Origin of the sequence: Pseudomonas sp. BF-R-01 (assembly GCF_019946615.1) — a bacterium.
Taxonomy (GTDB): domain Bacteria; phylum Pseudomonadota; class Gammaproteobacteria; order Pseudomonadales; family Pseudomonadaceae; genus Aquipseudomonas; species Aquipseudomonas migulae.
In genome coordinates this window covers 1-18,907 of sequence record NZ_JAGYFX010000030.1, presented here as the reverse complement: position 1 = coordinate 18,907, position 18,907 = coordinate 1, and the positions used below count along the sequence as shown (strand labels likewise).

The 18,907-nt window shown below is 55.2% G+C and carries 25 protein-coding genes and 2 pseudogenes; 15 read left to right on the top strand and 12 right to left on the bottom strand.

Going from position 1 to position 18,907, the window contains the following annotated elements; translation table 11 throughout:
• Positions 1 to 318: 318 nt before the first annotated feature.
• The 5 genes and pseudogenes from KGB27_RS13595 to KGB27_RS31570 all read right to left on the bottom strand — a co-directional run.
• Positions 319 to 1,965, bottom strand: a pseudogene (locus KGB27_RS13595) (primase-helicase family protein); the annotation flags it as partial.
• 65 nt (positions 1,966 to 2,030) lie between these two features.
• On the bottom strand, positions 2,031 to 3,068 hold the full coding sequence (locus KGB27_RS13590) for a PriCT-2 domain-containing protein (RefSeq protein WP_223554856.1): 1,038 nt from the start codon (positions 3,066 to 3,068) through the stop codon (positions 2,031 to 2,033).
• The gene (locus KGB27_RS13585) at positions 3,065 to 3,268 is read right to left on the bottom strand and encodes a TraR/DksA C4-type zinc finger protein (RefSeq protein WP_223554854.1); all 204 of its coding nucleotides are present in this window, start codon (positions 3,266 to 3,268) and stop codon (positions 3,065 to 3,067) included. Before KGB27_RS13585 ends, KGB27_RS13590 begins: the two co-directional genes overlap by 4 nt.
• Positions 3,261 to 3,749: a phage regulatory CII family protein gene (locus KGB27_RS13580; RefSeq protein WP_223554852.1), complete on the bottom strand. Its 489-nt coding sequence runs from the start codon at positions 3,747 to 3,749 to the stop codon at positions 3,261 to 3,263. The genes KGB27_RS13585 and KGB27_RS13580 overlap by 8 nt, the downstream gene beginning before the upstream one ends.
• A 139-nt stretch (positions 3,750 to 3,888) precedes the next feature.
• On the bottom strand, positions 3,889 to 4,098 hold the full coding sequence (locus KGB27_RS31570; RefSeq protein WP_223554850.1) for a Cro/CI family transcriptional regulator: 210 nt from the start codon (positions 4,096 to 4,098) through the stop codon (positions 3,889 to 3,891).
• Between the two features lie 118 nt (positions 4,099 to 4,216).
• Between KGB27_RS31570 and KGB27_RS13570 the strand changes: the two genes are divergently transcribed.
• From KGB27_RS13570 to KGB27_RS13520, 11 genes are all read left to right on the top strand, one after another.
• Positions 4,217 to 4,999: a helix-turn-helix transcriptional regulator gene (locus KGB27_RS13570; protein WP_223554956.1), complete on the top strand. Its 783-nt coding sequence runs from the start codon at positions 4,217 to 4,219 to the stop codon at positions 4,997 to 4,999.
• A gap of 337 nt (positions 5,000 to 5,336) precedes the next feature.
• Positions 5,337 to 5,903, top strand: a complete 567-nt coding sequence (locus KGB27_RS13565; protein WP_223554848.1) for a deoxynucleotide monophosphate kinase — start codon at positions 5,337 to 5,339, stop codon at positions 5,901 to 5,903.
• 10 nt (positions 5,904 to 5,913) lie between these two features.
• Entirely contained in the window at positions 5,914 to 6,189 is a 276-nt protein-coding gene (locus KGB27_RS13560; RefSeq protein WP_223554845.1) for a phage antirepressor KilAC domain-containing protein, read from the top strand.
• Complete coding sequence (locus KGB27_RS13555) at positions 6,186 to 6,569, top strand: hypothetical protein (protein WP_223554843.1); 384 nt, start codon at positions 6,186 to 6,188, stop codon at positions 6,567 to 6,569. The genes KGB27_RS13560 and KGB27_RS13555 overlap by 4 nt, the downstream gene beginning before the upstream one ends.
• A complete protein-coding gene (locus KGB27_RS13550; RefSeq protein WP_223554842.1) occupies positions 6,566 to 6,808 on the top strand; it encodes a pyocin activator PrtN family protein in 243 nt (80 codons plus the stop codon). Before KGB27_RS13555 ends, KGB27_RS13550 begins: the two co-directional genes overlap by 4 nt.
• Before the next feature lie 59 nt (positions 6,809 to 6,867).
• Positions 6,868 to 7,218: a hypothetical protein gene (locus tag KGB27_RS13545; RefSeq protein WP_223554840.1), complete on the top strand. Its 351-nt coding sequence runs from the start codon at positions 6,868 to 6,870 to the stop codon at positions 7,216 to 7,218.
• Between the two features lie 42 nt (positions 7,219 to 7,260).
• Positions 7,261 to 8,073 (top strand): DUF2303 family protein, encoded by an 813-nt coding sequence (locus tag KGB27_RS13540; protein ID WP_223554838.1) that lies wholly within the window; start codon positions 7,261 to 7,263, stop codon positions 8,071 to 8,073.
• Positions 8,074 to 8,146: 73 nt separating this feature from the next.
• The gene (locus tag KGB27_RS13535) at positions 8,147 to 8,566 is read left to right on the top strand and encodes a hypothetical protein (RefSeq protein ID WP_223554836.1); all 420 of its coding nucleotides are present in this window, start codon (positions 8,147 to 8,149) and stop codon (positions 8,564 to 8,566) included.
• The gene (locus tag KGB27_RS13530; RefSeq protein WP_223554833.1) at positions 8,563 to 9,441 is read left to right on the top strand and encodes a DHHA1 domain-containing protein; all 879 of its coding nucleotides are present in this window, start codon (positions 8,563 to 8,565) and stop codon (positions 9,439 to 9,441) included. Before KGB27_RS13535 ends, KGB27_RS13530 begins: the two co-directional genes overlap by 4 nt.
• A complete protein-coding gene (locus KGB27_RS13525; RefSeq protein WP_223554831.1) occupies positions 9,438 to 9,998 on the top strand; it encodes a hypothetical protein in 561 nt (186 codons plus the stop codon). The genes KGB27_RS13530 and KGB27_RS13525 overlap by 4 nt, the downstream gene beginning before the upstream one ends.
• Positions 9,995 to 10,255 carry a pyocin activator PrtN family protein gene (locus tag KGB27_RS13520; protein WP_223554829.1) on the top strand — a complete coding sequence of 87 codons (261 nt, stop codon included), beginning with the start codon at positions 9,995 to 9,997 and terminating at the stop codon, positions 10,253 to 10,255. Before KGB27_RS13525 ends, KGB27_RS13520 begins: the two co-directional genes overlap by 4 nt.
• Before the next feature lie 51 nt (positions 10,256 to 10,306).
• On the opposite strand, the gene KGB27_RS13515 is transcribed toward KGB27_RS13520, so the two are convergent.
• From KGB27_RS13515 to KGB27_RS13500, 4 genes are read right to left on the bottom strand one after another with little or no spacing between them, the layout of a single operon-like run.
• A complete protein-coding gene (locus tag KGB27_RS13515; protein ID WP_223554827.1) occupies positions 10,307 to 11,227 on the bottom strand; it encodes a hypothetical protein in 921 nt (306 codons plus the stop codon).
• Positions 11,205 to 11,351: a hypothetical protein gene (locus tag KGB27_RS13510; RefSeq protein WP_223554824.1), complete on the bottom strand. Its 147-nt coding sequence runs from the start codon at positions 11,349 to 11,351 to the stop codon at positions 11,205 to 11,207. Before KGB27_RS13510 ends, KGB27_RS13515 begins: the two co-directional genes overlap by 23 nt.
• 11 nt (positions 11,352 to 11,362) lie before the next feature.
• Positions 11,363 to 11,785 (bottom strand): hypothetical protein, encoded by a 423-nt coding sequence (locus KGB27_RS13505; RefSeq protein WP_223554822.1) that lies wholly within the window; start codon positions 11,783 to 11,785, stop codon positions 11,363 to 11,365.
• Positions 11,782 to 12,921, bottom strand: coding sequence for a tyrosine-type recombinase/integrase (locus KGB27_RS13500; protein ID WP_223554954.1), 1,140 nt, complete (start codon positions 12,919 to 12,921; stop codon positions 11,782 to 11,784). Before KGB27_RS13500 ends, KGB27_RS13505 begins: the two co-directional genes overlap by 4 nt.
• 103 nt (positions 12,922 to 13,024) lie before the next feature.
• Between KGB27_RS13500 and dusA the strand changes: the two genes are divergently transcribed.
• Entirely contained in the window at positions 13,025 to 14,035 is a 1,011-nt protein-coding gene (dusA, locus tag KGB27_RS13495; protein ID WP_223554819.1) for a tRNA dihydrouridine(20/20a) synthase DusA, read from the top strand.
• Positions 14,036 to 14,213: 178 nt separating this feature from the next.
• On the top strand, positions 14,214 to 15,140 hold the full coding sequence (tal, locus tag KGB27_RS13490; RefSeq protein ID WP_008028427.1) for a transaldolase: 927 nt from the start codon (positions 14,214 to 14,216) through the stop codon (positions 15,138 to 15,140).
• A 206-nt stretch (positions 15,141 to 15,346) separates the two neighbouring features.
• Here tal and rssC read toward each other — a convergent pair whose 3' ends face one another.
• Positions 15,347 to 15,829 (bottom strand): anti-sigma factor antagonist RssC, encoded by a 483-nt coding sequence (gene rssC, locus KGB27_RS13485; RefSeq protein WP_007935262.1) that lies wholly within the window; start codon positions 15,827 to 15,829, stop codon positions 15,347 to 15,349.
• Positions 15,829 to 17,010, bottom strand: coding sequence for a two-component system response regulator RssB (gene rssB, locus KGB27_RS13480; protein ID WP_032832382.1), 1,182 nt, complete (start codon positions 17,008 to 17,010; stop codon positions 15,829 to 15,831). The genes rssC and rssB overlap by 1 nt, the downstream gene beginning before the upstream one ends.
• A 276-nt stretch (positions 17,011 to 17,286) precedes the next feature.
• Between rssB and KGB27_RS13475 the strand changes: the two genes are divergently transcribed.
• Positions 17,287 to 17,586 carry a PilZ domain-containing protein gene (locus tag KGB27_RS13475; protein WP_008037695.1) on the top strand — a complete coding sequence of 100 codons (300 nt, stop codon included), beginning with the start codon at positions 17,287 to 17,289 and terminating at the stop codon, positions 17,584 to 17,586.
• A 62-nt stretch (positions 17,587 to 17,648) separates the two neighbouring features.
• On the opposite strand, the gene KGB27_RS13470 is transcribed toward KGB27_RS13475, so the two are convergent.
• The gene (locus tag KGB27_RS13470) at positions 17,649 to 18,338 is read right to left on the bottom strand and encodes a VacJ family lipoprotein (RefSeq protein ID WP_008037696.1); all 690 of its coding nucleotides are present in this window, start codon (positions 18,336 to 18,338) and stop codon (positions 17,649 to 17,651) included.
• Between the two features lie 201 nt (positions 18,339 to 18,539).
• Here KGB27_RS13470 and KGB27_RS13465 point away from each other — a divergent pair.
• Positions 18,540 to 18,907 (top strand): annotated as a pseudogene (locus tag KGB27_RS13465) (HAD family phosphatase); the annotation flags it as partial.

Below are 18,907 nucleotides of genomic sequence, written 5' to 3'. Positions count from 1 at the left end.
CCCGAACAAACCGAACCCGACACAAATAAACAACAACCCGACACAAACCTGACACACCTAAAAACCTTATAAAACAATGCTTTAAAACAACTGTGTCAGGTGAGTTAGGTGTGTTGGGTAATTCTTCACGCATATAAAAACAAAAAGAGTCGTGTTTTAAGATCAGCTGCTGTTGACGTGCGTATGCCTGCGCACGCGTTAAACCTGACACACCTGACACGGACCTCTGCAAAGCCTTTAATAGCAAGGGCTGTGGCTGTGTCAGGTTGTCGATATCAGCCTGAAACAGAGGAAACACACCCGACACACAATGAGTCGTCATGCCGCCGCACTCCCCTTGTCAGCAAACTTCACGTGATCCCAACTATCCACACTCCATCCGCCAGACCGAGCCTGATCTCTCCACTTGGCCACTGCCGTTCCGAGCGCGCCAGCGCTCATGGATGGGGCCGGGGAAGGAGCCGGATCAATGCCAGACCAAGGAAAGAAGAAAGTCCCAAATGCGCGCCGAGCCCCTTCCATCCAAGGCACGCGTTGCACCTTATCTACCTCAGTCGAAATGAACCCGCTGAACTTCGTATGGCTCAATGAATGCTCTTTGTTCCGGTGGCACCACTCCAGGAAGAGCGCGTAAAGATCGCTGCTCACACAGATGTCGAAAGGCGCTCCGAGCAAGCCATGACGCCATTCTCGGAGAAACGTTTGCCAGCTGGCCATGCTCAGCTCTACCAGCCGCTGACGGGCATCGGTGTTGGGCGGTCTCGTACGCTCGTCAAAGTCACCCAGCGGATAGCTGAGCAAGTAGTCGTACAGCGCCTCTACTCCACCATTGGCCAGTTCGTGCGCGACCTTCTTTTGCGCATTGGCAGGCAGCGTGCCCTTCGGCCACACCACCAACATACGTCGGTCGTTCTCGCCAATAGGCCACGGCATGATCTCGTTCGAAAGGAACACAGCGTTCATGTGGTTGGCTTCCTCCCAGCCGTTCACGAACTTTGACTCCATGCGCACCGTTTTGCCGGTGACCATATGCTTGATCTTGCCAACCTGGTTATAGCGCTGGTCCCGACTCACAACCTCTTCGAACACACCGTACAGCTTGTTCGACTGCCAGACGGTCCAGTTCGACTCAAGTTGAGCCTGACCGACCGTAGCACCGCAGTCACCGTAGATCTGACCCATAATGTCGCTGAACAGAAGGCTTTTGCCGCTACCTTCCATTGTTGAATGGAGGAGCACAGCGGTATCCATCTTGGCGCCGACGTTTTGTAGCGGATATGCCAACCATTTCGTCAGCCAGTCAGCTGCAGCCTTGTCGCCGTTACACAAAAACGGAATAAGCGACTTCAGCGCACGGCATTTCTCCAGGTCACTGTCGGGCACTAGGGGCAACCCCTCAAAGGTATTGATGTACACCTCAGGGTCTTTCGTCATGCACGGATCGAAGACGATGTGCTCCATGTCCACCGTGCGCCGATCCGGGCTGTTCAACCACATCCCGTACGCATCACCCAACGACATCTTCAACGCGCCTTCAGGAATCCGGCGCCGCTTCTGAATGTCCCAAGAGTCCTTCGTGCCATCGATGTAAACGTAACGCTCAACCGGCGCCATGCCATTGCCACTGACTTGTTTGAACTTGGCCTCGGCCTTCGCTTTGTTGGCCAGGCGTTCGGCCATGTCGTCGGCAATGACCTTCTTCACCGACAACTCCAGCCAGTCTTTCGCAAGCGGCTTGGTCACCAGCATTTCGAAGGCAGATTTCTTGATGATCACTCGCTTGAAAGTGTCGAAAATCGCCGTTTTACCCTCAACCAGGGCAAATCGAGTGAAGATCCGTTCAGCCGTCCACGGATTCCCCCCGCCCCCCTCTGGAGTAAGAGCGCCGTTTTCGGCGGGCTCTTCCAAAGATGGGGTATGGGGAAGATCGTTCAGTTGGGCCGGCGCGGCCAACAATGCCGCGGCGTCGAGCTGTACACGGACAACATCAAGGCCTTGCTCGATGTGCAAATCATTCCAATCCTTGGCCATCAGGCAGCCTCCCCAATAATAGGAAACGCAGCAAAGCCGCCAACCTCAAGGGCAGCAGCTTCTGCTTTTGTCCGACCGGGATTACCAGGGGCGTCAGGATCATCGTCACCGGCGACAACAATTGCTGCCTCCGGATGAAGCGAACGGATGGACCTGACGACATTCACCAGGTTGCCTGAGTCGACAGCCATCGCGACAGGCCAGCCGCTCGCCATGTGCACGCTGGCAGCTGTCGCGTAGCCCTCGGCCGCCGCAACCACAACCGGCGAGTCGACGACGCCCAACACATGAAAGCAGCCTGACTTTCGGCCATATTTCGGAAACAGCTTGGTACCCTGCCCATTGATCGATTGCAGACTCCAAAGCTTGCCGGACAGATCACGCAGCGGGATCGCAATGCTGCCCGGCTTGAACATCAGGAAACTCAGTGACGCCGGACGGGGCTTAGGCAGGTTATTGAAAAACTGCATGGCGTTGCTGCCGGACCAAACCTGGCACCGCTTGTTATGATCATCGATGGACAGAATCACTGTGGTACTGAAAAAGCCAATACCGAAGGCACCGACTTGTTTTCGTTCGAGATAAGGGCTCTGACCATCTGACCGGCAATGCTCGCTCCAAATTCGCTGACAGCTTTCCGCTACCAACGATCGCATCTCCTCGAGTAGCGATTCATCAGCCTCAACCTCGGCCTGTCGCTGTTTGCGGCGGGCCTCGGCTTCCGCCGCGAACCGTTTCTTTTCCTCGGCGGTCATCTCAGTTTTTTCAGGACGCCACCCAGCATGGTGGGCCAGCTTGATCACCGTCCCCATGCCGGTACCGCCCTTTTTGAAGGACTTCCAAACGGACAGGGCCGCTTTCCCATCGTAGCTTTTGCTGCTTTGACTCCAGATGTTCCAAGGCCCGTAGCCGTCCTGACCGAACTCGGCCTTCAGCCCCATGCCAACCTCGACCCACGTCTCCCGTAAGTCCGGCGAAATGTATTGCAGAAGGTTTGGCAGATCACACAACTGAAGCGGGATTTTGTCATCGCTCATCGCCGAACCTCCCGCAACCCCTGGCAGTGGACGCAGGTCTCGCAACCTTCAATCGTCTGCTGTCGAAGCAACGGGATAGGGTCATCGCAGTCTTCGCAAAATTGCGCGCTGACGCGACTAGTTGGCACACGACGGCTGCGCTGGAGGGCAACGTCGAGCAGGTATTGCGCCTGATCATTGGCGCGATCGATGTCATCCATTGACACGATCCTCCATCGCTTGGCGGGCACCAGCCATGATGCCGAGGACTTCGCGGATAACGTCCATGCCCTGCTTTTCAAGGTCGAGGACTTCGTGCAGCTCCCAGACATTGTCGGCAGCGCCATCGTGCATAGCGGCGACGAACTCACCGGTCTCACCGAGCAACTTGCCAACGGCCTTCAAGGCGTCACGCGTGGCCGGCACCGGTACTGGGCGATACCAGACCGCGCCCGCCGGACGCATCAGCGCATCAAGCAAGCGAGCATCGCCAGTCAGCCTGATCAGCTCTTCCAGCTCATCAGGGTTCAGCCAGCGGCGCTCTTCGTCGAGCTTGAGTTTCTTTTGAAGGGTGTCGTTCTCCAACACCATGTCAAAGGCAAGGGCGGTGATTCCGCCCTTGTAGTCCCGACCAGCGCGATAGATCGCCTGGCGTAGTGGTAGGACCGGACCAGCGTCCGGCAAAAGATCTGTGCGACTCATAACCGTAAATCCCCTATTTACGGTGTAGCCATAGGTCGGGGCAAACCCTATCCTATGACCACGACCGATGTGCATGTGCTGTGTGTCGTCGTAGCTGGGCTGGGGGATTCTTTGGTGAGAGGCCCCAGCTCGGCACCTTTTAAGCAGCTTTGGGCTTACGGCGCGATCCGATTGGTCGAATCTCTACCGCCGAACACGCCCCTTTCTCGTCAACTCGGACTCGAATATCCCGAGCCGAGTTGAGCATTTGAGACACAGCGCTTTGCGATACCCCGATGAGTAAAGCCAGCTCTGGTTGAGTCTTCCCCTCCGCGAAATCTTCCAGAGGGATACCTATTTCGTTAGCCATCCACGTTTCCTCGAATGGGCGTTGCGGTATGGATATTAGTGTTACTTCTTTTAAACAGCAAGCAAAAAAGACGCACAACTGTTTTGAAAAAATAAGCCTTCCTTATAAATTGGGAAGCATGATTACTTCAATCCCCCTTGTTGCCGATGACGAGACCAGAAAAGCCGAAGCCATGCGCTTAAAGGCTATTTATCAGGATCGAAAACGGAAAGACCCGAGTCTTACCCAGGATAAAATCGCCGATCTCTGCGAGTGGTCTGGACAAAGCGTCGTCAGCCAGTACTTGAACGGCCGAATCCCACTCAACATTGGAGCGCTCATCAAATTTGCGAAGGTATTGGGTTTTACGCTCGACGAGGTGAGCCCCCGCCTGGCTGGGTTAGCAGAATTGCCTCGCATACGACCTGTGGAAAACCTTCGAACCGATTGGGAAATGCACCCAATTGAGGTTTGGGACGATGAAACTCCGCTCGGACCTGATGAAGTCGAGCTGCCATTTTTCAAGGAAGTGGAACTGTCCGCGGGGAAAGGATCCGAGGTAATGCTTGAGACGAATGGCCGAAAAATGCGCTTCGGCAAACGATCACTTAAAAAGAAAAACATTGATCCAGCATCGGCAGGGTGCGTTCCAGTCACTGGCAACAGCATGGAGCCTGTCCTCCCTGACGGCTGTACGGTGGGCGTGGACACTGCAAACACGACTATTCAAGACGGGAAGATGTACGCGATTGATCACGACGGCCAGCTCCGTGTGAAGCTTCTCTATCGCCTACCTGGCTCCGGGTTGCGCCTGCGAAGCTACAACACCGAAGAGCATCCAGATGAGCGCTATGAGGGTGACTATGTACAACAGCACATTCGCGTAATTGGGAAGGTGTTTTGGTACTCGGTAATGCTCTGAATCACCTCAATTAAAAGGCCCCATGCGGGGCTTTTTTTTCGACCACTACTTTTATTTCGCTGATTTTATAAGTGTTACTGTTGACTTATTAAATCAGTGATACTAATTTTGCACTCGTATCTACCTCTCACCAAAGAGTACGAGCCATGCAAACCACACAGCACAGCAACACACGCTGCCCGGTCTTCTTACACCCAGCAGCCGCTACCAGCCGCGCAGCAGTGATCGCAGTCCAGCAATCCACCGGACTGCTGGTGATCACTAACACGCGTACCAAGCCGCGCACCGTTCAGCTTATCGACACCAACCAAACTTCCCCATGGGGAGGTGACGCAGCATGAGTCAACTTCTGATCGGCCTTGCCGGCCGCGCCCGCACGGGCAAAACCACCGCAGCCAATCACCTGGAAAACGACTACGGGTTCCAGTCCTACGCGTTCGCAGACCCGCTGCGCGAAGGACTGATGACCATGTTCAACCTGTGCCCTTGCGACTTCGACGGCGCGCAAAAAGAAAAGTCGATTGAATGGCTCGGCCGTTCCCCTCGCGAACTGATGCAATCGCTTGGGACTGAGTGGGGCCGCAACCTGGTGCATCCAGAGTTGTGGCTGCTACTCGCCGAACAGAACCTCGAATTCCTGGGCGAAATCCATGAAACCGCCACGGGCTTCGTAATCAGCGACCTGCGGTTTGAGAACGAAGCACAGTTCGTCCGCAACCGCGGCGGGGTCGTGATTCACCTGTATCGCCCATCAGCACCAGAGGTTAACGCTCATGTCAGCGAAGACGGCATCCGGTGCCTGGAGCAGGACTTGATGTTGGCGAACTACGGAACAGAGGAAGAGCTTTTCCGAAACCTCGATTCCATTGTGGCAATTCTGCGCGCCCGCGCAGTTGCCGCCTGAGGACAGCGCCATGAACCGCACCCTGGACGAAACGGCCGCAGTGCTCGGCCTCAAGCCCCGCGCCTTCCGCACAAGGCTGCGGGAACTGGGCATTTTGAATAGCAGTGGTGACCTTGCCAGCCAGTACCGAGACCGTGGGCACCTGTACTCGGACCCACGCAGCACCTTGATCCCCTCGCTCAACAAATGCCGCCACTACTCCGTGGTGATGGTGAAGGAAGACGGCGTGGATTGGTTGGCCAAGAAGCTGGGAATCACCATCACCAAAAAGGACGCCGCCGCATGAAAACCAATCAACTCAACGCCTACACCCAAGCGCTCGGCGCCCTGAAGCTGATCCCGATCTACCTGACCTGTCCGGGAGTGATCAGTCGAGCCACGATCTTGGGCGCCTCGACCGAAGCGGTCCAACTGCTGGAGAGCATGCCAGCACTCAGCACCGAACTGGCCGAAGTGTTCCGCTCCGTCAACAACGTGATCCACGAAGGCCAGACCGCCTACGTAACCCCGACCAACTCGCCCGAATATCCCTTCGGCGCCGTAGTCGCTGACTCAGCCGGCAACATCTGCGCCGCGGGCATAGGCAAAAGCAAAGAAAGCCTCGCCGAATTGATCCGCCTCAAGTTGCTGCCCCCATCGGAGGGGTTCGGGGAGGACGCCGCGTGAGCGACACCCTCGATCAACTACGCAAACAGTTCGCCACGCCTTGCCCGACCTTGTCGGCAGTACGTGAACAGTACTTCGCACACATCCGCACCGACCGCTACCTGCTGGCCGAGATCAAAGCCGGCCGCATCGCCCTGGTCGTAACGCGCCTGCACTGCTCGGCCCGAGCAAAGCCGGTGGTGTACCTGCACAACCTGGCTGACTACCTCGACGCCCAAGCGACGAAGGCAGCGGCCTGATTCAACGGTAGCCCCTGCCGACCAGGGGCAAACAACCCGCACTCAATGAGGCACAGCACATGAAACCTACGGACACAGCCGAATTCATCGGCGAACTCAACGCAGGCGTATTCGCAAACCAGATCGGTCACGCACTTTCCGAAGTGGCATCGGGTGTTGTCGATAACGGCAAGGTCGGCTCAGTCACGCTGACCTTCACCCTGAAGCAGATCGCCGACAGCCACCAGGTCACCGTCAACCACAAGCTCGCCTACAAGGTGCCAACGAAACGCGGTAGCCGCAGCGAAGACACCACGCTCGACACGCCGATGCACGTCAACGAGGGCGGGCGCTTAACGCTGTTCGCCGAAGCACCTCGCGCAGGCCAGCTGTTCAACCGCGACGACGCACCGATTCACGCCAAGTCCTAAACCAACCCGCTCCATACCTCTCACCAAAAGGAAATCGATCCAATGGAAGCCAAAGCAATTCAGTTGATTCAAGAAACCGCCGTTCTGGCCTACGCCAAGCAGCTCAACACTTTTACCCCGACACTGGTACTGCCATCGGACCAGAAGATCCACAGCATCGAGAAGTTCCAAGCTGTACGCAGCCGCTTCCGTGGCGCGCTCACCACCCACTCACTGCTGGATTTCGGTAACTACGTGATGGAGCAAAGCGCCGATGTCGTTGCTTCGGGCTTTGTTGATGCAGAAGCAATGTCGTGCACCGTGATTTTCAACCTGGGCGACACCAAGGCACCAGGGCACGGTGACTTCACAGCCACCCTCAACCTGAGAAAGACCGCAGCCTTCCGGGCGCTGGAGCGTGCTGCCGCCATCAAATTCGCGCAGAAAGACCTGAGCGACTGGATTGAAGATTGGGCGTCGAACCTCCAAGCCCTTGCTGCCGATGATAGTCACATCGACCTGCGCAAAGCCGCGAGCGCGATCCGCTCCATCAGCATCGAGCAAGCACGCAAGAGCGAACACGTCGTCGGCGACCTGAGCGCATCCCGCTCGGCGATGGACCAGATCGAAGCCAAATCCTCGGAAGGCCTGCCGGCTGAATTCCTGTTCACCGTCGAGCCTTACGAAGGGCTGAAGGTCCAGATCATCCGCCTCCGCGTGGCAGTCCTCACCGGCGGTGACAAACCCCTGCTGGTCCTACGCTGGATTGGCGAAGAACAACTACGCGAAGACCTCGCCCAAGAGTTCAAAGATGTCGTTCAACAGGAAGTCGGCGGCGGCTCGAAGCTGACCATCGGCAGCTTCAACCTGGGCTAACCACCATCGCAACACCCGCCGCCGTCCTCTCACCAAAAATCCCGGCGGTGGGCTCTACCGAGGTTCACAGCACATGACCACAATTCAAATTTGCGCGCTGATCGCTCTGATCGCACTTGTTGGCCTTACCTATTGGACGGGTTATCGCAACGGCCTGATCGATGGCCGAATTGAAGGCGTTGACGAAGGCAAGGCCATTCAGCATTCAGAAAACTCAGAGACTATCCAGGATCTGCAGCGATCAGTCGATCAGGCCAACGCCACCAACAAGCAACTGAGCTCCAACTACGAATACGCGCTGGCCACTTCGAAATTGGGAGAGCCAGAACGGCAGACCCTACTGGCCATCGCTGAACAACTGCGAATCGCCGCCGAGACATTCAGCGCATTTCGCACTGGCAAAAAACTCGAACGAGACACCGTTGCACTCCGCGATCAAGCGCTCGCCTTGGCAACCCTTCTGAAGCCGGTAGTACTGGAGAATGCCGCATGAAAAACCAAGCTACCGCCACTCTTTGCATCTATCACGCAAACTGCGCTGATGGCTTCGGGGCTGCCTGGGTTGTTCGTAAAGCGCTAGGGCCAGATGTGGAATTCCATTCCGCGCACTACGGTGATCCGGCTCCTGACGTCACGGGCAAGAACGTCATCATTGTCGACTTCTCCTACCAATACGACGTGCTCGTAGCACTGACAGAGAAAGCCGCGTCGATACTCGTGATCGATCACCACAAGACAGCCATGGCTGACCTGGTCGGTGTACCACCAGCAGAACTGCACTACGAGCTACACCAAAAAAATAGCACTGGGAAACTTCATGCGCTTTTCGACATGAAACGATCAGGCGCCGGCCTGACCTGGGACTTCTTTTTCCCTGCACAACCACGGCCGCCACTGATCAACCACATTGAGGATCGGGACCTGTGGCTTTTTAAGCTCGAAGGCACCCGCGAGATCATGGCGGACCTTTTTAGCTACCCGCATGAATTCACGATCTGGGACCGTCTCTTCGCCGACGAGATCAACTGGATACGCCTCGATGGTGTGGCCATCAATCGCCAGCACCAAAAGACTGTGGCTGACCTGGTGCGCACCACCAAACGCCGCATGCTAATCGGGGGGCACGATGTGCCTGTCGCGAACCTTCCATACATGTTTGCGAGCGATGCCGGGGCTCTTATGGCTGAAGGCGAACTCTTCGCCGGCACTTACTTCGATACACCTGATGGCCGAAACTTTAGCCTGCGCAGCACAGACGCCGGCATGGACGTATCCGAAATTGCCAAACAGTACGGTGGCGGAGGTCATCGCAATGCCGCTGGCTTCAAGGTTTCGTTCGATCATTCTCTTGCGCAGGGCCGAGTATGAACAATGAATTTCAGCGCGAAGAGCGCTACGTCGTGTTCAAAATTTCAAAACTCGACTCTGATGCCTTCGTTAAGGCAAAGCAGCTTGAAGCCTTGAACAACAGCTTTCTCGAAGACGCTCGTGTCGAGTCCGTCGTTGTTGAGGCGGATTGGCCGGAATACGAACGTGTGTGGACGATGATCGAAGCGCGGGTGAGTGGCAAGGTATCTGCCATCGATACACCAGAGGTTTTGGCGGTCGTAGCGGAAACGGAAAGTGCTTTTCCGGAAACGATGTTGATCCATCAGGATGCCATTGACGCAGTACCCGTCGGAACCGAGTTGATCGACCGCGCCCACTTCACTCGACTGCAAGCCGAGATTACCGCGCTGAGAGGTCTGACGCCAGGTATGCCGCCCCGTCCACCCGAGGGACAAGGGTTGCCACGTTATGGACTCCGCTGGAACGGCCCCAGCCAACCACTTGCGGTACCCATGGAGGATGGTTATTGGACGCCCTGGCATTTGGCGGACCAGTTCAGAACCAAGAACACCGACGGCCAGGAGATCAATCCATGAACACAGCCTTCATCCTGATGGCCCAATACAATGGCCGGGCAATCATCCCACTAGAGCAGGTATGCAAGGACTACTTCACACACCTGACCACCGAAATGTTCCAGCGCAAGGTATTGGCAGGCCAGATTAAAATTCCGATCACTCGCCTGGAGCCAAGTCAGAAAAGCGCAAAGGGTGTCCACATTACTGACTTGTCAATTTATCTTGATCATCAGAGGGACAGCGCGTTAAAAGAACTCAAACAGCTTAACAAATAAAAAAAGAGGTGCCCCAGAGGCACCTCTCCATTCAACTTCAAGAAACGAACATCATAGTTCAACATACACCGCAATAGGATCAATAATAATCTCATCATTTGACCGCCCTTTGAACGAGTTTTCAAGGGCAGCTAAGGCAGCAGTGTTTATATTAATAGCCTCTCGCAGCGTGTGTTCCTCAGTAATCTCCTCAGATTCGCGATCGGAGGCAAATTCCCCCATCTGAGTTACTACACCAAGCAACACAAACTCGACCTCCGTAAATCTTGAATATTTTTTTACAATCGAACGTTCAGATTCTCGCAAATTATCTCTATTGAGATCGGCTGAAACTCGAAAATCCGCGAAATCCATCGCTAACTCTAGCGTATCGCCAAATGATAGCTCAAGGACATCTCCCAAATGCTTTTGATAGAACATTTCATTCGCAGTTTGGGAGAAAGTCTTAACATCAGATAACGCTTTTAGCTGATTTTGACAAGAAATAATTTCCGACTTCCTGCTAGAACTCAGACCAGCAATTTTCTCAACCAACTCCTCCCTCTCCCCATTAGTTGTAACCACACCTAATGATTGACGAATGGAGTTCATTGAACGCAAAGTCTTTACCATTTCGAGAAAATCGACAAACTTCGCTTTACCCTTGACTCTCGCGATTTGGTTATGCTGCAAGCTACCGTATACATCCGACCTTGAAAAGGACGAATCAATTTGCACTAACTTAGATAACTCTACAAGCCGATTCTCAAACACCGAATAGGCATAATCATGTAGAAATTTTTTCTCAAAACTGGCTGACGTTTTTTCAATTATCTCCGCGATAATTCTTCCGCTAGCAACGGGACCTTTTTGCGTCGTTTCATCTGCAACGGAGTCGCGAGTTTCTTCAAGAATATAATCAGTAACGCCTTCCATCAGTTGCGAAGAAAGGGAGTACATTTTAAAGCGATCAAGGTAAATGAAGCTTTTCACGCTCTGACTTCCTTTTCAAAAAATCATCGTAGTATTTCTTTCTGGTATCGGCAAACGTCCAAACAGCAAAAGAAATACCGACAATTGCAATGGCAACTGTAAAAATGTAAATCGCTGCAGTCATACATTAAACTCCTACACTTCTGCTTCGGAGGACTTTGACATTCTATCATAGAGACAAAGACAAAGCAAAAACGATATTGTTGAAGATACAATTGCAGAGTACAATACAGCATTCACATTAACGCCGGAAAAGACCTCCGACATTAAAAGCATTACATATAACGCAGAATAAAAAAGCATAAAAAGTGCTGATACACCCATCATCCTATGCTTCCAATCAGCATCAGAAAGATTGTGATATCTAATTTCATTGAAAATAGACACCTGCAACACAATCCCAAACGCGATAAAATCAGGCGCACTAAAGTACGGCACTTCCTTCTCACCAACAATCAGCAAGCTGACTAATAAACGCAGAAATATTGGGGCCATCCCAAATAATACCGTGTATATAAGCCAACGCAGCTTAAGATCACTAAACACAAGCCACTTCATTGGATTTCCCTTTTATTTTCAGATCGCGCACCCAACACCACAGGGGCCGCGATAATTTTAAAGAGCCACTTCCAGCCGTTGTAGATATCACCCCTACCACGCAAATGCGTGTATCGTCTTAACGAATTCCAATCGCGATGACCAGAAACACTTGCAACACGCGGAATATCCCAGTCCATTTCGAACAAGCGACTAACTCCGTCGTGACGCAAATCGTGAAAGTGAAGATCCTCAATTTCAAGGAACTTACAGGCTTTAGCCCAGTTCGAGGAAATAGTTGCGGAATTATAAGGAAAAATCTCGGCGCAGGACTTCGGCATAGTGTTCATGATTCGCCATGCCTCATCCGGAATGTAACACCAAACATCGTTACCGATCTTCTGCCCCGGGTTCTTCATATCCCGCACCAACACGCGCTGTCCAGCCTCATCGACATCGGACCAAAGAATACGGCAGATCTCATCCTGCCGACGCGTCGAGAACAACGCGAATCCAGCCACTTTGAGCATGTTGATAGAGCTAGGTCGGCGCTGAAGGATGCCGGCAAAATGCTCAAGCAATTTATCTAACTCACTCAATGTCGGCCGTCGATTACGCTCACGGCTCTTCATGTTGTAGCCTAGCTTTCTAAGCACTTTACGAGCGTCTCCCATCGAGTGGGTATCTACCTCATATCCCCATGCTGGTCGAGCAATCGACAGAACAGCCCCAAGGTGCGCCAAATCATTGCCGGCGGTCTGCGGCTGGACACCGCCGCCCTCCTTACTCATTCGCCAGAGCGCAAAGTCCACCAACCGCTGGCTGTTTATGTCGGAATCAATGGTCTGACCGAACTCTGTCGCTGCGATGGCATTTAGAGTTGCTTCCTTTGTTTTACCCAGCGGCCGGACTTTCTCCATTTCATCCAGATACTGTTTAATCATGTCCTGGAGGGTGACACCTTTTCGGTTCGCTCGCTCAATCGCACCTGGCTGATCCAGCTCTGCCTCACGTCGCCGCACCCAGGCTTGAGCAGCCTGTTTCCGGGCGAAGGTCTGACTCTCTTGGTAGACTTGCACTCCGTCGCGCTTGATGCGGATCTGAGCCGTGTAGCTCACGGTCCCATCCGCCAGTTTTCTTGCCCTGATAGTCGCCATATCAAAAGTGGTACGCGTCAGTTTTGAAGTGGTACATCGTACCACCGACATTCAAAAAACGCCCGAAAACGCCCTAAAACACGCTGAAAACACGTAGAGCAAAATGGTCCAGAACACCCACTCCAGCACAGCAAACTCAAGCCCTGCGCTATCTAGACGCTTCAGCGTTGCGCCCATGATGGACTGGACTGACAGGCATTGCCGGTTTTTCCTGCGCCTGCTCTCCAAGAACGCCCTGCTCTACACCGAAATGGTCACCACCGGCGCGCTGCTCAATGGCGATCACGAGCGTTTTCTGCGTCACAACGAAGCCGAGCACCCTCTCGCCCTGCAACTCGGTGGCAGCGTTCCGCTGGACCTGGCCGCCTGCGCGCGCATGGCGCAGGAGCACGGTTACGACGAGGTGAACCTGAACGTCGGCTGCCCGAGTGATCGGGTGCAGAACAACATGATCGGCGCGGTGCTGATGGGGCATCCGCAGTTGGTGGCTGATTGTGTGAAGGCGATGCGCGATGCGGTGTCGATTCCGGTGACGGTGAAGCACCGGATCGGGATTAACGGGCGGGACAGTTACGAAGAGCTGTGTGATTTCGTCGGCACGGTGCGCGATGCCGGGTGCACGAGTTTTACGGTGCATGCGCGGATCGCGATTCTGGAGGGGTTGTCGCCGAAGGAGAACCGCGATATTCCGCCCCTGCGTTATGACGTGGCGGCGCAGTTGAAGAAGGATTTTCCGGAGCTGGAGATTATTCTCAACGGCGGGATCAAGACGCTGGAGGCCTGTCACGAGCATTTGCAGACCTTCGACGGCGTGATGCTCGGTCGTGAGGCGTATCACAATCCTTATGTGATGGCTGAGGTCGATCAGCAACTGTTCGGCAGCACGGCACCGGTGATCACTCGGGCGCAAGCGCTGGCGCAGTTGCGGCCTTATATCGCGGCGCATATTGATGCAGGCGGTTCGATGCACCACATCACCCGTCATGTGCTGGGGCTGGGCACCGGGTTTCCGGGGGCGCGCAAGTTTCGGCAGTTGTTGTCGGTGGATATTCATAAGGCCAAGGAGCCTCTGGCGTTGCTGGATCAGGCGGCGGAGCTGCTTGAAGGGCGTTAACGGTCAACCGCGTTGAACCTGCGCCCGGATTTGGCATCGTATTTACGGACACCGCGCCCCGCCTTTCAAACATCCGTTTTCCAGATGTTGCCGCCGGGGCCTTCGATACGTACATGTGCCCTTGAGTGGCTGTCAGCGCTCGGGTAATGTCATTAGACCCATAGGACAGAGCACGCCCATGACTTCCAAGCTGGAACAACTCAAACAGATGACCACCGTGGTTGCCGACACCGGCGACTTCGAAGCGATCGCTCGCGTTAAACCGGTGGACGCTACCACCAACCCTTCCCTGTTGCTCAAAGCCGCGGCCATTCCAGGCTATGCCGAGTTGTTGAACGCTTGCGTCAGCGACTGCAAGGGCGATGTGGGCCTGGCCAGCGACCGTTTTGGCGTCGCGGTAGGGCAAGAGATCCTGAAAGTGATTCCTGGCCGTATTTCCACTGAAGTGGACGCGCGCCTCTCGTTCGACACTGACGCCGTATTGAAGCGTGCGCACCGTCTGATCGAGCTGTATGAAAAGGCCGGCATCGGCCGCGACCGCGTGCTGATCAAGATCGCTTCCACCTGGGAAGGTATCCGCGCTGCCGAAATCCTGGAAAAAGAAGGCATCCAGACCAACCTGACATTGCTGTTCTCGTTCGCCCAGGCGGCGGCGTGTGCCGATGCGGGTGTGTTCCTGATTTCGCCGTTCGTGGGCCGTATCTACGACTGGTACAAGAAGGCCAACGGCAACGACTACACCGGCGCGGATGATCCGGGCGTGCAGTCGGTGACGCGTATCTACAACTACTACAAGGCCAATGACTACAAGACCGTGGTCATGGGCGCGAGCTTCCGTAACCTGAATCAGATCGAGCAACTGGCCGGTTGCGACCGTCTGACCATCAGCCCGGACTTGATCGACAAACTGGCGGCGGACACTGGCAAGCTGGAGCGTAAATTGGCGCCAGGTCATACCGGTGAAGCGCGCTTGAGCCTGAATGAAGCGCAGTTCCGTTGGTTGTCCAACGAAGATGCGATGGCGACCGAGAAACTGGCGGAAGGGATTCGTCAGTTTGCCCGGGACCAGGAGAAGCTTGAGGCGCTGTTGCAGGCCAAGCTGTGATCTAGTTCAGTGCAATGCAAAAAGGGCGAACCTAGATGGGTTCGCCCTTTTTTGTGTGCGTTTGTTTGGTGCGGGTTTTGTGCCTGGGAATTTGGGGGATTTCAGGCCGCCATCGCCAGCAAGCTGGCTCCTACACAGATGATGATTTTGTAGGAGCCGGCTTGCTGGCGATGAGGCCAGTACAGGCTTCCTACCTTTTCAAAGGATCAGTGACGCTCCAACGCATTCACCAGATCATGAAACGCTTCACGATTCGAATCATTCAGCCCCATGAGGATCTTGTGCGCTTCCAGCACTTTGATCCGCACCACTTCTTCCGACTGGTCCTGGTCAGGCAAGTCGGTCAGGCACTCAGGGCACGGGATCGGGCGGTCAACGATGTTGAACACCTGCTCGAAGCCCATGGACTGCAACAGACGTGTGATGTCTTCGTGGGTGGTGACGACGGTCGGCAGCAGGCCGACTTTCTGCCGCGACAGGATCGACAGTTTGGCCAACAGGCCAAGGGTGGTGCTGTCGATGCTGCGGGTTTCGGTCAGGTCGATCACGATCGCGTTGAAGTTCAACGCCGTGAAGATCCGCTCAATAGTCGCATCCAACGCCGAACACAGGGTCAGGCGAACTTCACCGACGAACTTCAGGACGAAGGTGCCGTCCTGCTCGGCGAACTGGATTCTACCGGTACTCATTAAAGATTCCTGCTCAACACCAACAGGGCGATATCATCCGGCATCTCCCCTAGCGTGGCCAATCCAAAAACCTGCCGCAGCCCATCCAGGGTGCCGCCCGCTGCTTTGACCCGCTGGGGCAAAGCCGCTTCTTTTTCTTTGAGTGTAGGTTCTGGCAAAAGGTCCAGAATGCCATCGGACATCAGCGTCAGGCTGAAGGTCGGCGGCAGCTCCAGCACGTGATCTTCGTAGGTAGCTTCATTGAAGAGGCCTACCGGCAGACCACGCCCTTCCAGATATCGAACACTGTCTGGCGTGTACAACACAGGCAACGGCAAATGACCACCGATGCTATAGGTCAACAAACCTGTCTCCTCGTCGATGACTCCACCGACCATTGTGACGTGTTTACCCAGCTTACAACTGATCAGGCCCCGGTTGATATGACCAAGGACCTCTGAAGGCTTGAATTCCGGCAATGTGCCGTTGCGCTTGGATTCGAACAGCAAGCGCGTGGTCATGAATTTCAGCAGCACCGTAACGAAGGCTGAAGAAGCGCCATGACCGGAAACGTCCGCCAGGTAGAACGCTACCCGACGCTCGTCGACCCGAAAGTAGTCGACAAAATCACCCGACAGATACAAAGACGGGATGATCTGGTGTGCAAACTTGAATTCGTCAATGGTCCAGGGGCTGACCGGCAGCATGTTCATCTGCACCTGGCGACCGGCATTCTGGTCTTCCTGGAGCAGGTTCAGGCTGGCTTCAAGCTCGCGGTTGGCCTTTTCCAGCTTCTCACGGTAGCGCTGGTTTTCCAGCAGCAGACGCGCGCGATCCAGGGCCCGGCGCACAGAGTGCTCGAGCACGGCCAGATCTTCGAGAGGCTTGATCAGGTAATCCGCCGCGCCCAGGCGCAAGGCCTCGACTGCGTCGTTCATCACGCCGGCACCCGAAACCACAATCACAGGGGTTTGCGGTGACCGCTCGGTGACCTGGCGAATGAGTTCGAGTCCGCCCATCTGCGGCATGCGCAGATCGCAGATGACCAAGCCGGGCTTGTCTTGCTCGAATACCTGAAGACCCTGCTGGCCATTGCTGGCCTGCAAGACGCTGAAACCACTGTCTTCCAAATAGGCGGCGAGGCTCGCGCGCACTACTTCGTCATCATCGATTATCAGCAGCGTGGCACTGGTTTTTGGCATGTGGGCAAACGGCGCCAGAATTAGGTTGGCGTAGCAGGCTGGGCAATTGACCCCGCACACACTACTGGATTCGCTTTCTAGCCTCTCTGTTGCACCGCTTTCGGGCATCGACCCTACTGACAGGCACACCAGAGGTGCCCTTCTAAGGCGCAGACGGTACTCCCATCCGCGGGGCGTTTCAAGCTCACGCCGATGGTCGCTTGACGTCTTTACTTGTCAAATCACCGAGAGTTATAAGAACTGATAAAACCGTAACCCAATGGAAGGATGAAGCCCATGAGCCAAACCGAACGGGACTACAGCGAAAAGCGTGATTTCATCCGCATGCGAGTCGATGCTGATGTCGCGCTGATTCATGAAGGGGACGAAGTTGCAGCCGTCTGCATCGACCTTTCCAGCAGTGGCATGCAGGTTGAGGCACCGCGTCGGTTCAAGGTCGGCGACCGGCTCAGCGTGCGGATCGACTCCGATCATGCGGCACTCAAAGGGCTCGAAGCCGACACTGAAGTGGTCCGGGTTAAAGAACAGGACGGCGCCAGTCAGAAACTCGGCCTTACAATCTTGAAAATGAAATAACCCGGATCCAAAACCAAAAAAGGCGGCCAACAGGCCGCCTTCTTCGTTTTTACCGGTCTAGATCAAAAATCGTCTTCGACCTGACCGTCTTTGACTTTGAACTCGCGGTTCTGCAAGTACGCATTGCGGATGAAGGTGTACTTGTCGCCGCTGATCAGCTTCTCGGCCGACAGCAGACTGGCGCGGGTGTCGACGACGTTCAGGGCGAAGATCGAGTTACGCACCGGTACGTCGTGGATGTACGGGTACGGGCCGGTGTAGCCGTCGACAAATTTGGCGGGTGCATCACGCAGAGTGCTTGGGCCCAGCAACGGCAGCATCACGTACGGGCCGCTTCCTACACCCCAGTAGCCCAACGTCTGACCGAAGTCTTCGTCGCTGCGATTGAGGCCCATCTTGGTGCCCACATCGAAGAAGCCCAGCAGGCCGAAGGTGGTGTTGAAGATCAGGCGTGCGGTGTCGACGCCGGCAGCTGCCGGTTTGGCCTGCAAGATGTTGTTGGCAAGGTTGGTGACATCACCGACGTTGCGGAACATGTTGTGGATGCCGTCTTCGAGAAATTGCGGGGTCACGAACTGATAGCCCTGCGCCAGAGGCTTCAGCGCATAGGTGTCGAGCACATCGTTGAACTTGTAGATCGGACGGTTGATGCTTTCCCAAGGGTCCTCTTCCGTGGCTGCCTGGGCAGCGAACGGAGCCAGCAACACACTGGCGCACACACAAAACTGAGCTAGATGATTGCTCCAGCGCATAGAAAAACTCCTTGGTTTGTACTGGCGCGGGCGTCTTGGCCCGAACATTAAGCTGGTGAGTATAAGACGGAAAAGCCGCTTTAGGCAGCATCGTGCGTGATGGCCTACGGATGATTCGCCATGACTGTGAGCGATTCACATCCATGTCACTCAACTGTCACCGGCGGCGCATAGCCTTGACGCTATTTCAGGGATGTTGACATGCCGCACGCCGAAACCTTGCCCCTCGCCGCCCCCAGCCTGACCGCCGTCCTGTTTGGCCTCAGCGGTTGCCTGGTGGACTTCGGCGCCCGCACGCGCCAGCACGGCGACCATTGCGCCGAACATGCCGAAGTCACACCTGGCGCTCTGGACAGCCTGCACAGTTTGCAGCGCCAGCAGATTCCCTGTGCCTGGCTCGACGAACTTCCCCCCGCATTAAGCCTTTCGCTGGCCGCCGCCCTGCCCGACTGGGTCAAGCCGTCGCAACACCCCGCAACAATCAATCCGTGGCCAGCACCGAATGCATGCTGGCAAGCCTTGATGGCGCTGAATGTCGGGCAACTGGATGGTTGCGTGCTGGTCAGCGG

What these genes read in the sequence shown, in the direction of transcription:
- KGB27_RS13590 (WP_223554856.1), bottom strand. Translation starts at nt 3,068, where the DNA reads ATGAGCGATGACAAAATCCCGCTTCAGTTGTGTGATCTGCCAAACCTT.
- KGB27_RS13585 (WP_223554854.1), bottom strand. Translation starts at nt 3,268, where the DNA reads ATGGATGACATCGATCGCGCCAATGATCAGGCGCAATACCTGCTCGAC.
- KGB27_RS13580 (WP_223554852.1), bottom strand. Translation starts at nt 3,749, where the DNA reads ATGAGTCGCACAGATCTTTTGCCGGACGCTGGTCCGGTCCTACCACTA.
- KGB27_RS31570 (WP_223554850.1), bottom strand. Translation starts at nt 4,098, where the DNA reads ATGGCTAACGAAATAGGTATCCCTCTGGAAGATTTCGCGGAGGGGAAG.
- KGB27_RS13570 (WP_223554956.1), top strand. Translation starts at nt 4,217, where the DNA reads ATGATTACTTCAATCCCCCTTGTTGCCGATGACGAGACCAGAAAAGCC.
- KGB27_RS13565 (WP_223554848.1), top strand. Translation starts at nt 5,337, where the DNA reads ATGAGTCAACTTCTGATCGGCCTTGCCGGCCGCGCCCGCACGGGCAAA.
- KGB27_RS13560 (WP_223554845.1), top strand. Translation starts at nt 5,914, where the DNA reads ATGAACCGCACCCTGGACGAAACGGCCGCAGTGCTCGGCCTCAAGCCC.
- KGB27_RS13555 (WP_223554843.1), top strand. Translation starts at nt 6,186, where the DNA reads ATGAAAACCAATCAACTCAACGCCTACACCCAAGCGCTCGGCGCCCTG.
- KGB27_RS13545 (WP_223554840.1), top strand. Translation starts at nt 6,868, where the DNA reads ATGAAACCTACGGACACAGCCGAATTCATCGGCGAACTCAACGCAGGC.
- KGB27_RS13540 (WP_223554838.1), top strand. Translation starts at nt 7,261, where the DNA reads ATGGAAGCCAAAGCAATTCAGTTGATTCAAGAAACCGCCGTTCTGGCC.
- KGB27_RS13535 (WP_223554836.1), top strand. Translation starts at nt 8,147, where the DNA reads ATGACCACAATTCAAATTTGCGCGCTGATCGCTCTGATCGCACTTGTT.
- KGB27_RS13530 (WP_223554833.1), top strand. Translation starts at nt 8,563, where the DNA reads ATGAAAAACCAAGCTACCGCCACTCTTTGCATCTATCACGCAAACTGC.
- KGB27_RS13525 (WP_223554831.1), top strand. Translation starts at nt 9,438, where the DNA reads ATGAACAATGAATTTCAGCGCGAAGAGCGCTACGTCGTGTTCAAAATT.
- KGB27_RS13520 (WP_223554829.1), top strand. Translation starts at nt 9,995, where the DNA reads ATGAACACAGCCTTCATCCTGATGGCCCAATACAATGGCCGGGCAATC.
- KGB27_RS13510 (WP_223554824.1), bottom strand. Translation starts at nt 11,351, where the DNA reads ATGACTGCAGCGATTTACATTTTTACAGTTGCCATTGCAATTGTCGGT.
- KGB27_RS13505 (WP_223554822.1), bottom strand. Translation starts at nt 11,785, where the DNA reads ATGAAGTGGCTTGTGTTTAGTGATCTTAAGCTGCGTTGGCTTATATAC.
- KGB27_RS13500 (WP_223554954.1), bottom strand. Translation starts at nt 12,921, where the DNA reads ATGGCGACTATCAGGGCAAGAAAACTGGCGGATGGGACCGTGAGCTAC.
- dusA (WP_223554819.1), top strand. Translation starts at nt 13,025, where the DNA reads ATGGTCCAGAACACCCACTCCAGCACAGCAAACTCAAGCCCTGCGCTA.
- tal (WP_008028427.1), top strand. Translation starts at nt 14,214, where the DNA reads ATGACTTCCAAGCTGGAACAACTCAAACAGATGACCACCGTGGTTGCC.
- rssC (WP_007935262.1), bottom strand. Translation starts at nt 15,829, where the DNA reads ATGAGTACCGGTAGAATCCAGTTCGCCGAGCAGGACGGCACCTTCGTC.
- rssB (WP_032832382.1), bottom strand. Translation starts at nt 17,010, where the DNA reads ATGCCAAAAACCAGTGCCACGCTGCTGATAATCGATGATGACGAAGTA.
- KGB27_RS13475 (WP_008037695.1), top strand. Translation starts at nt 17,287, where the DNA reads ATGAGCCAAACCGAACGGGACTACAGCGAAAAGCGTGATTTCATCCGC.
- KGB27_RS13470 (WP_008037696.1), bottom strand. Translation starts at nt 18,338, where the DNA reads ATGCGCTGGAGCAATCATCTAGCTCAGTTTTGTGTGTGCGCCAGTGTG.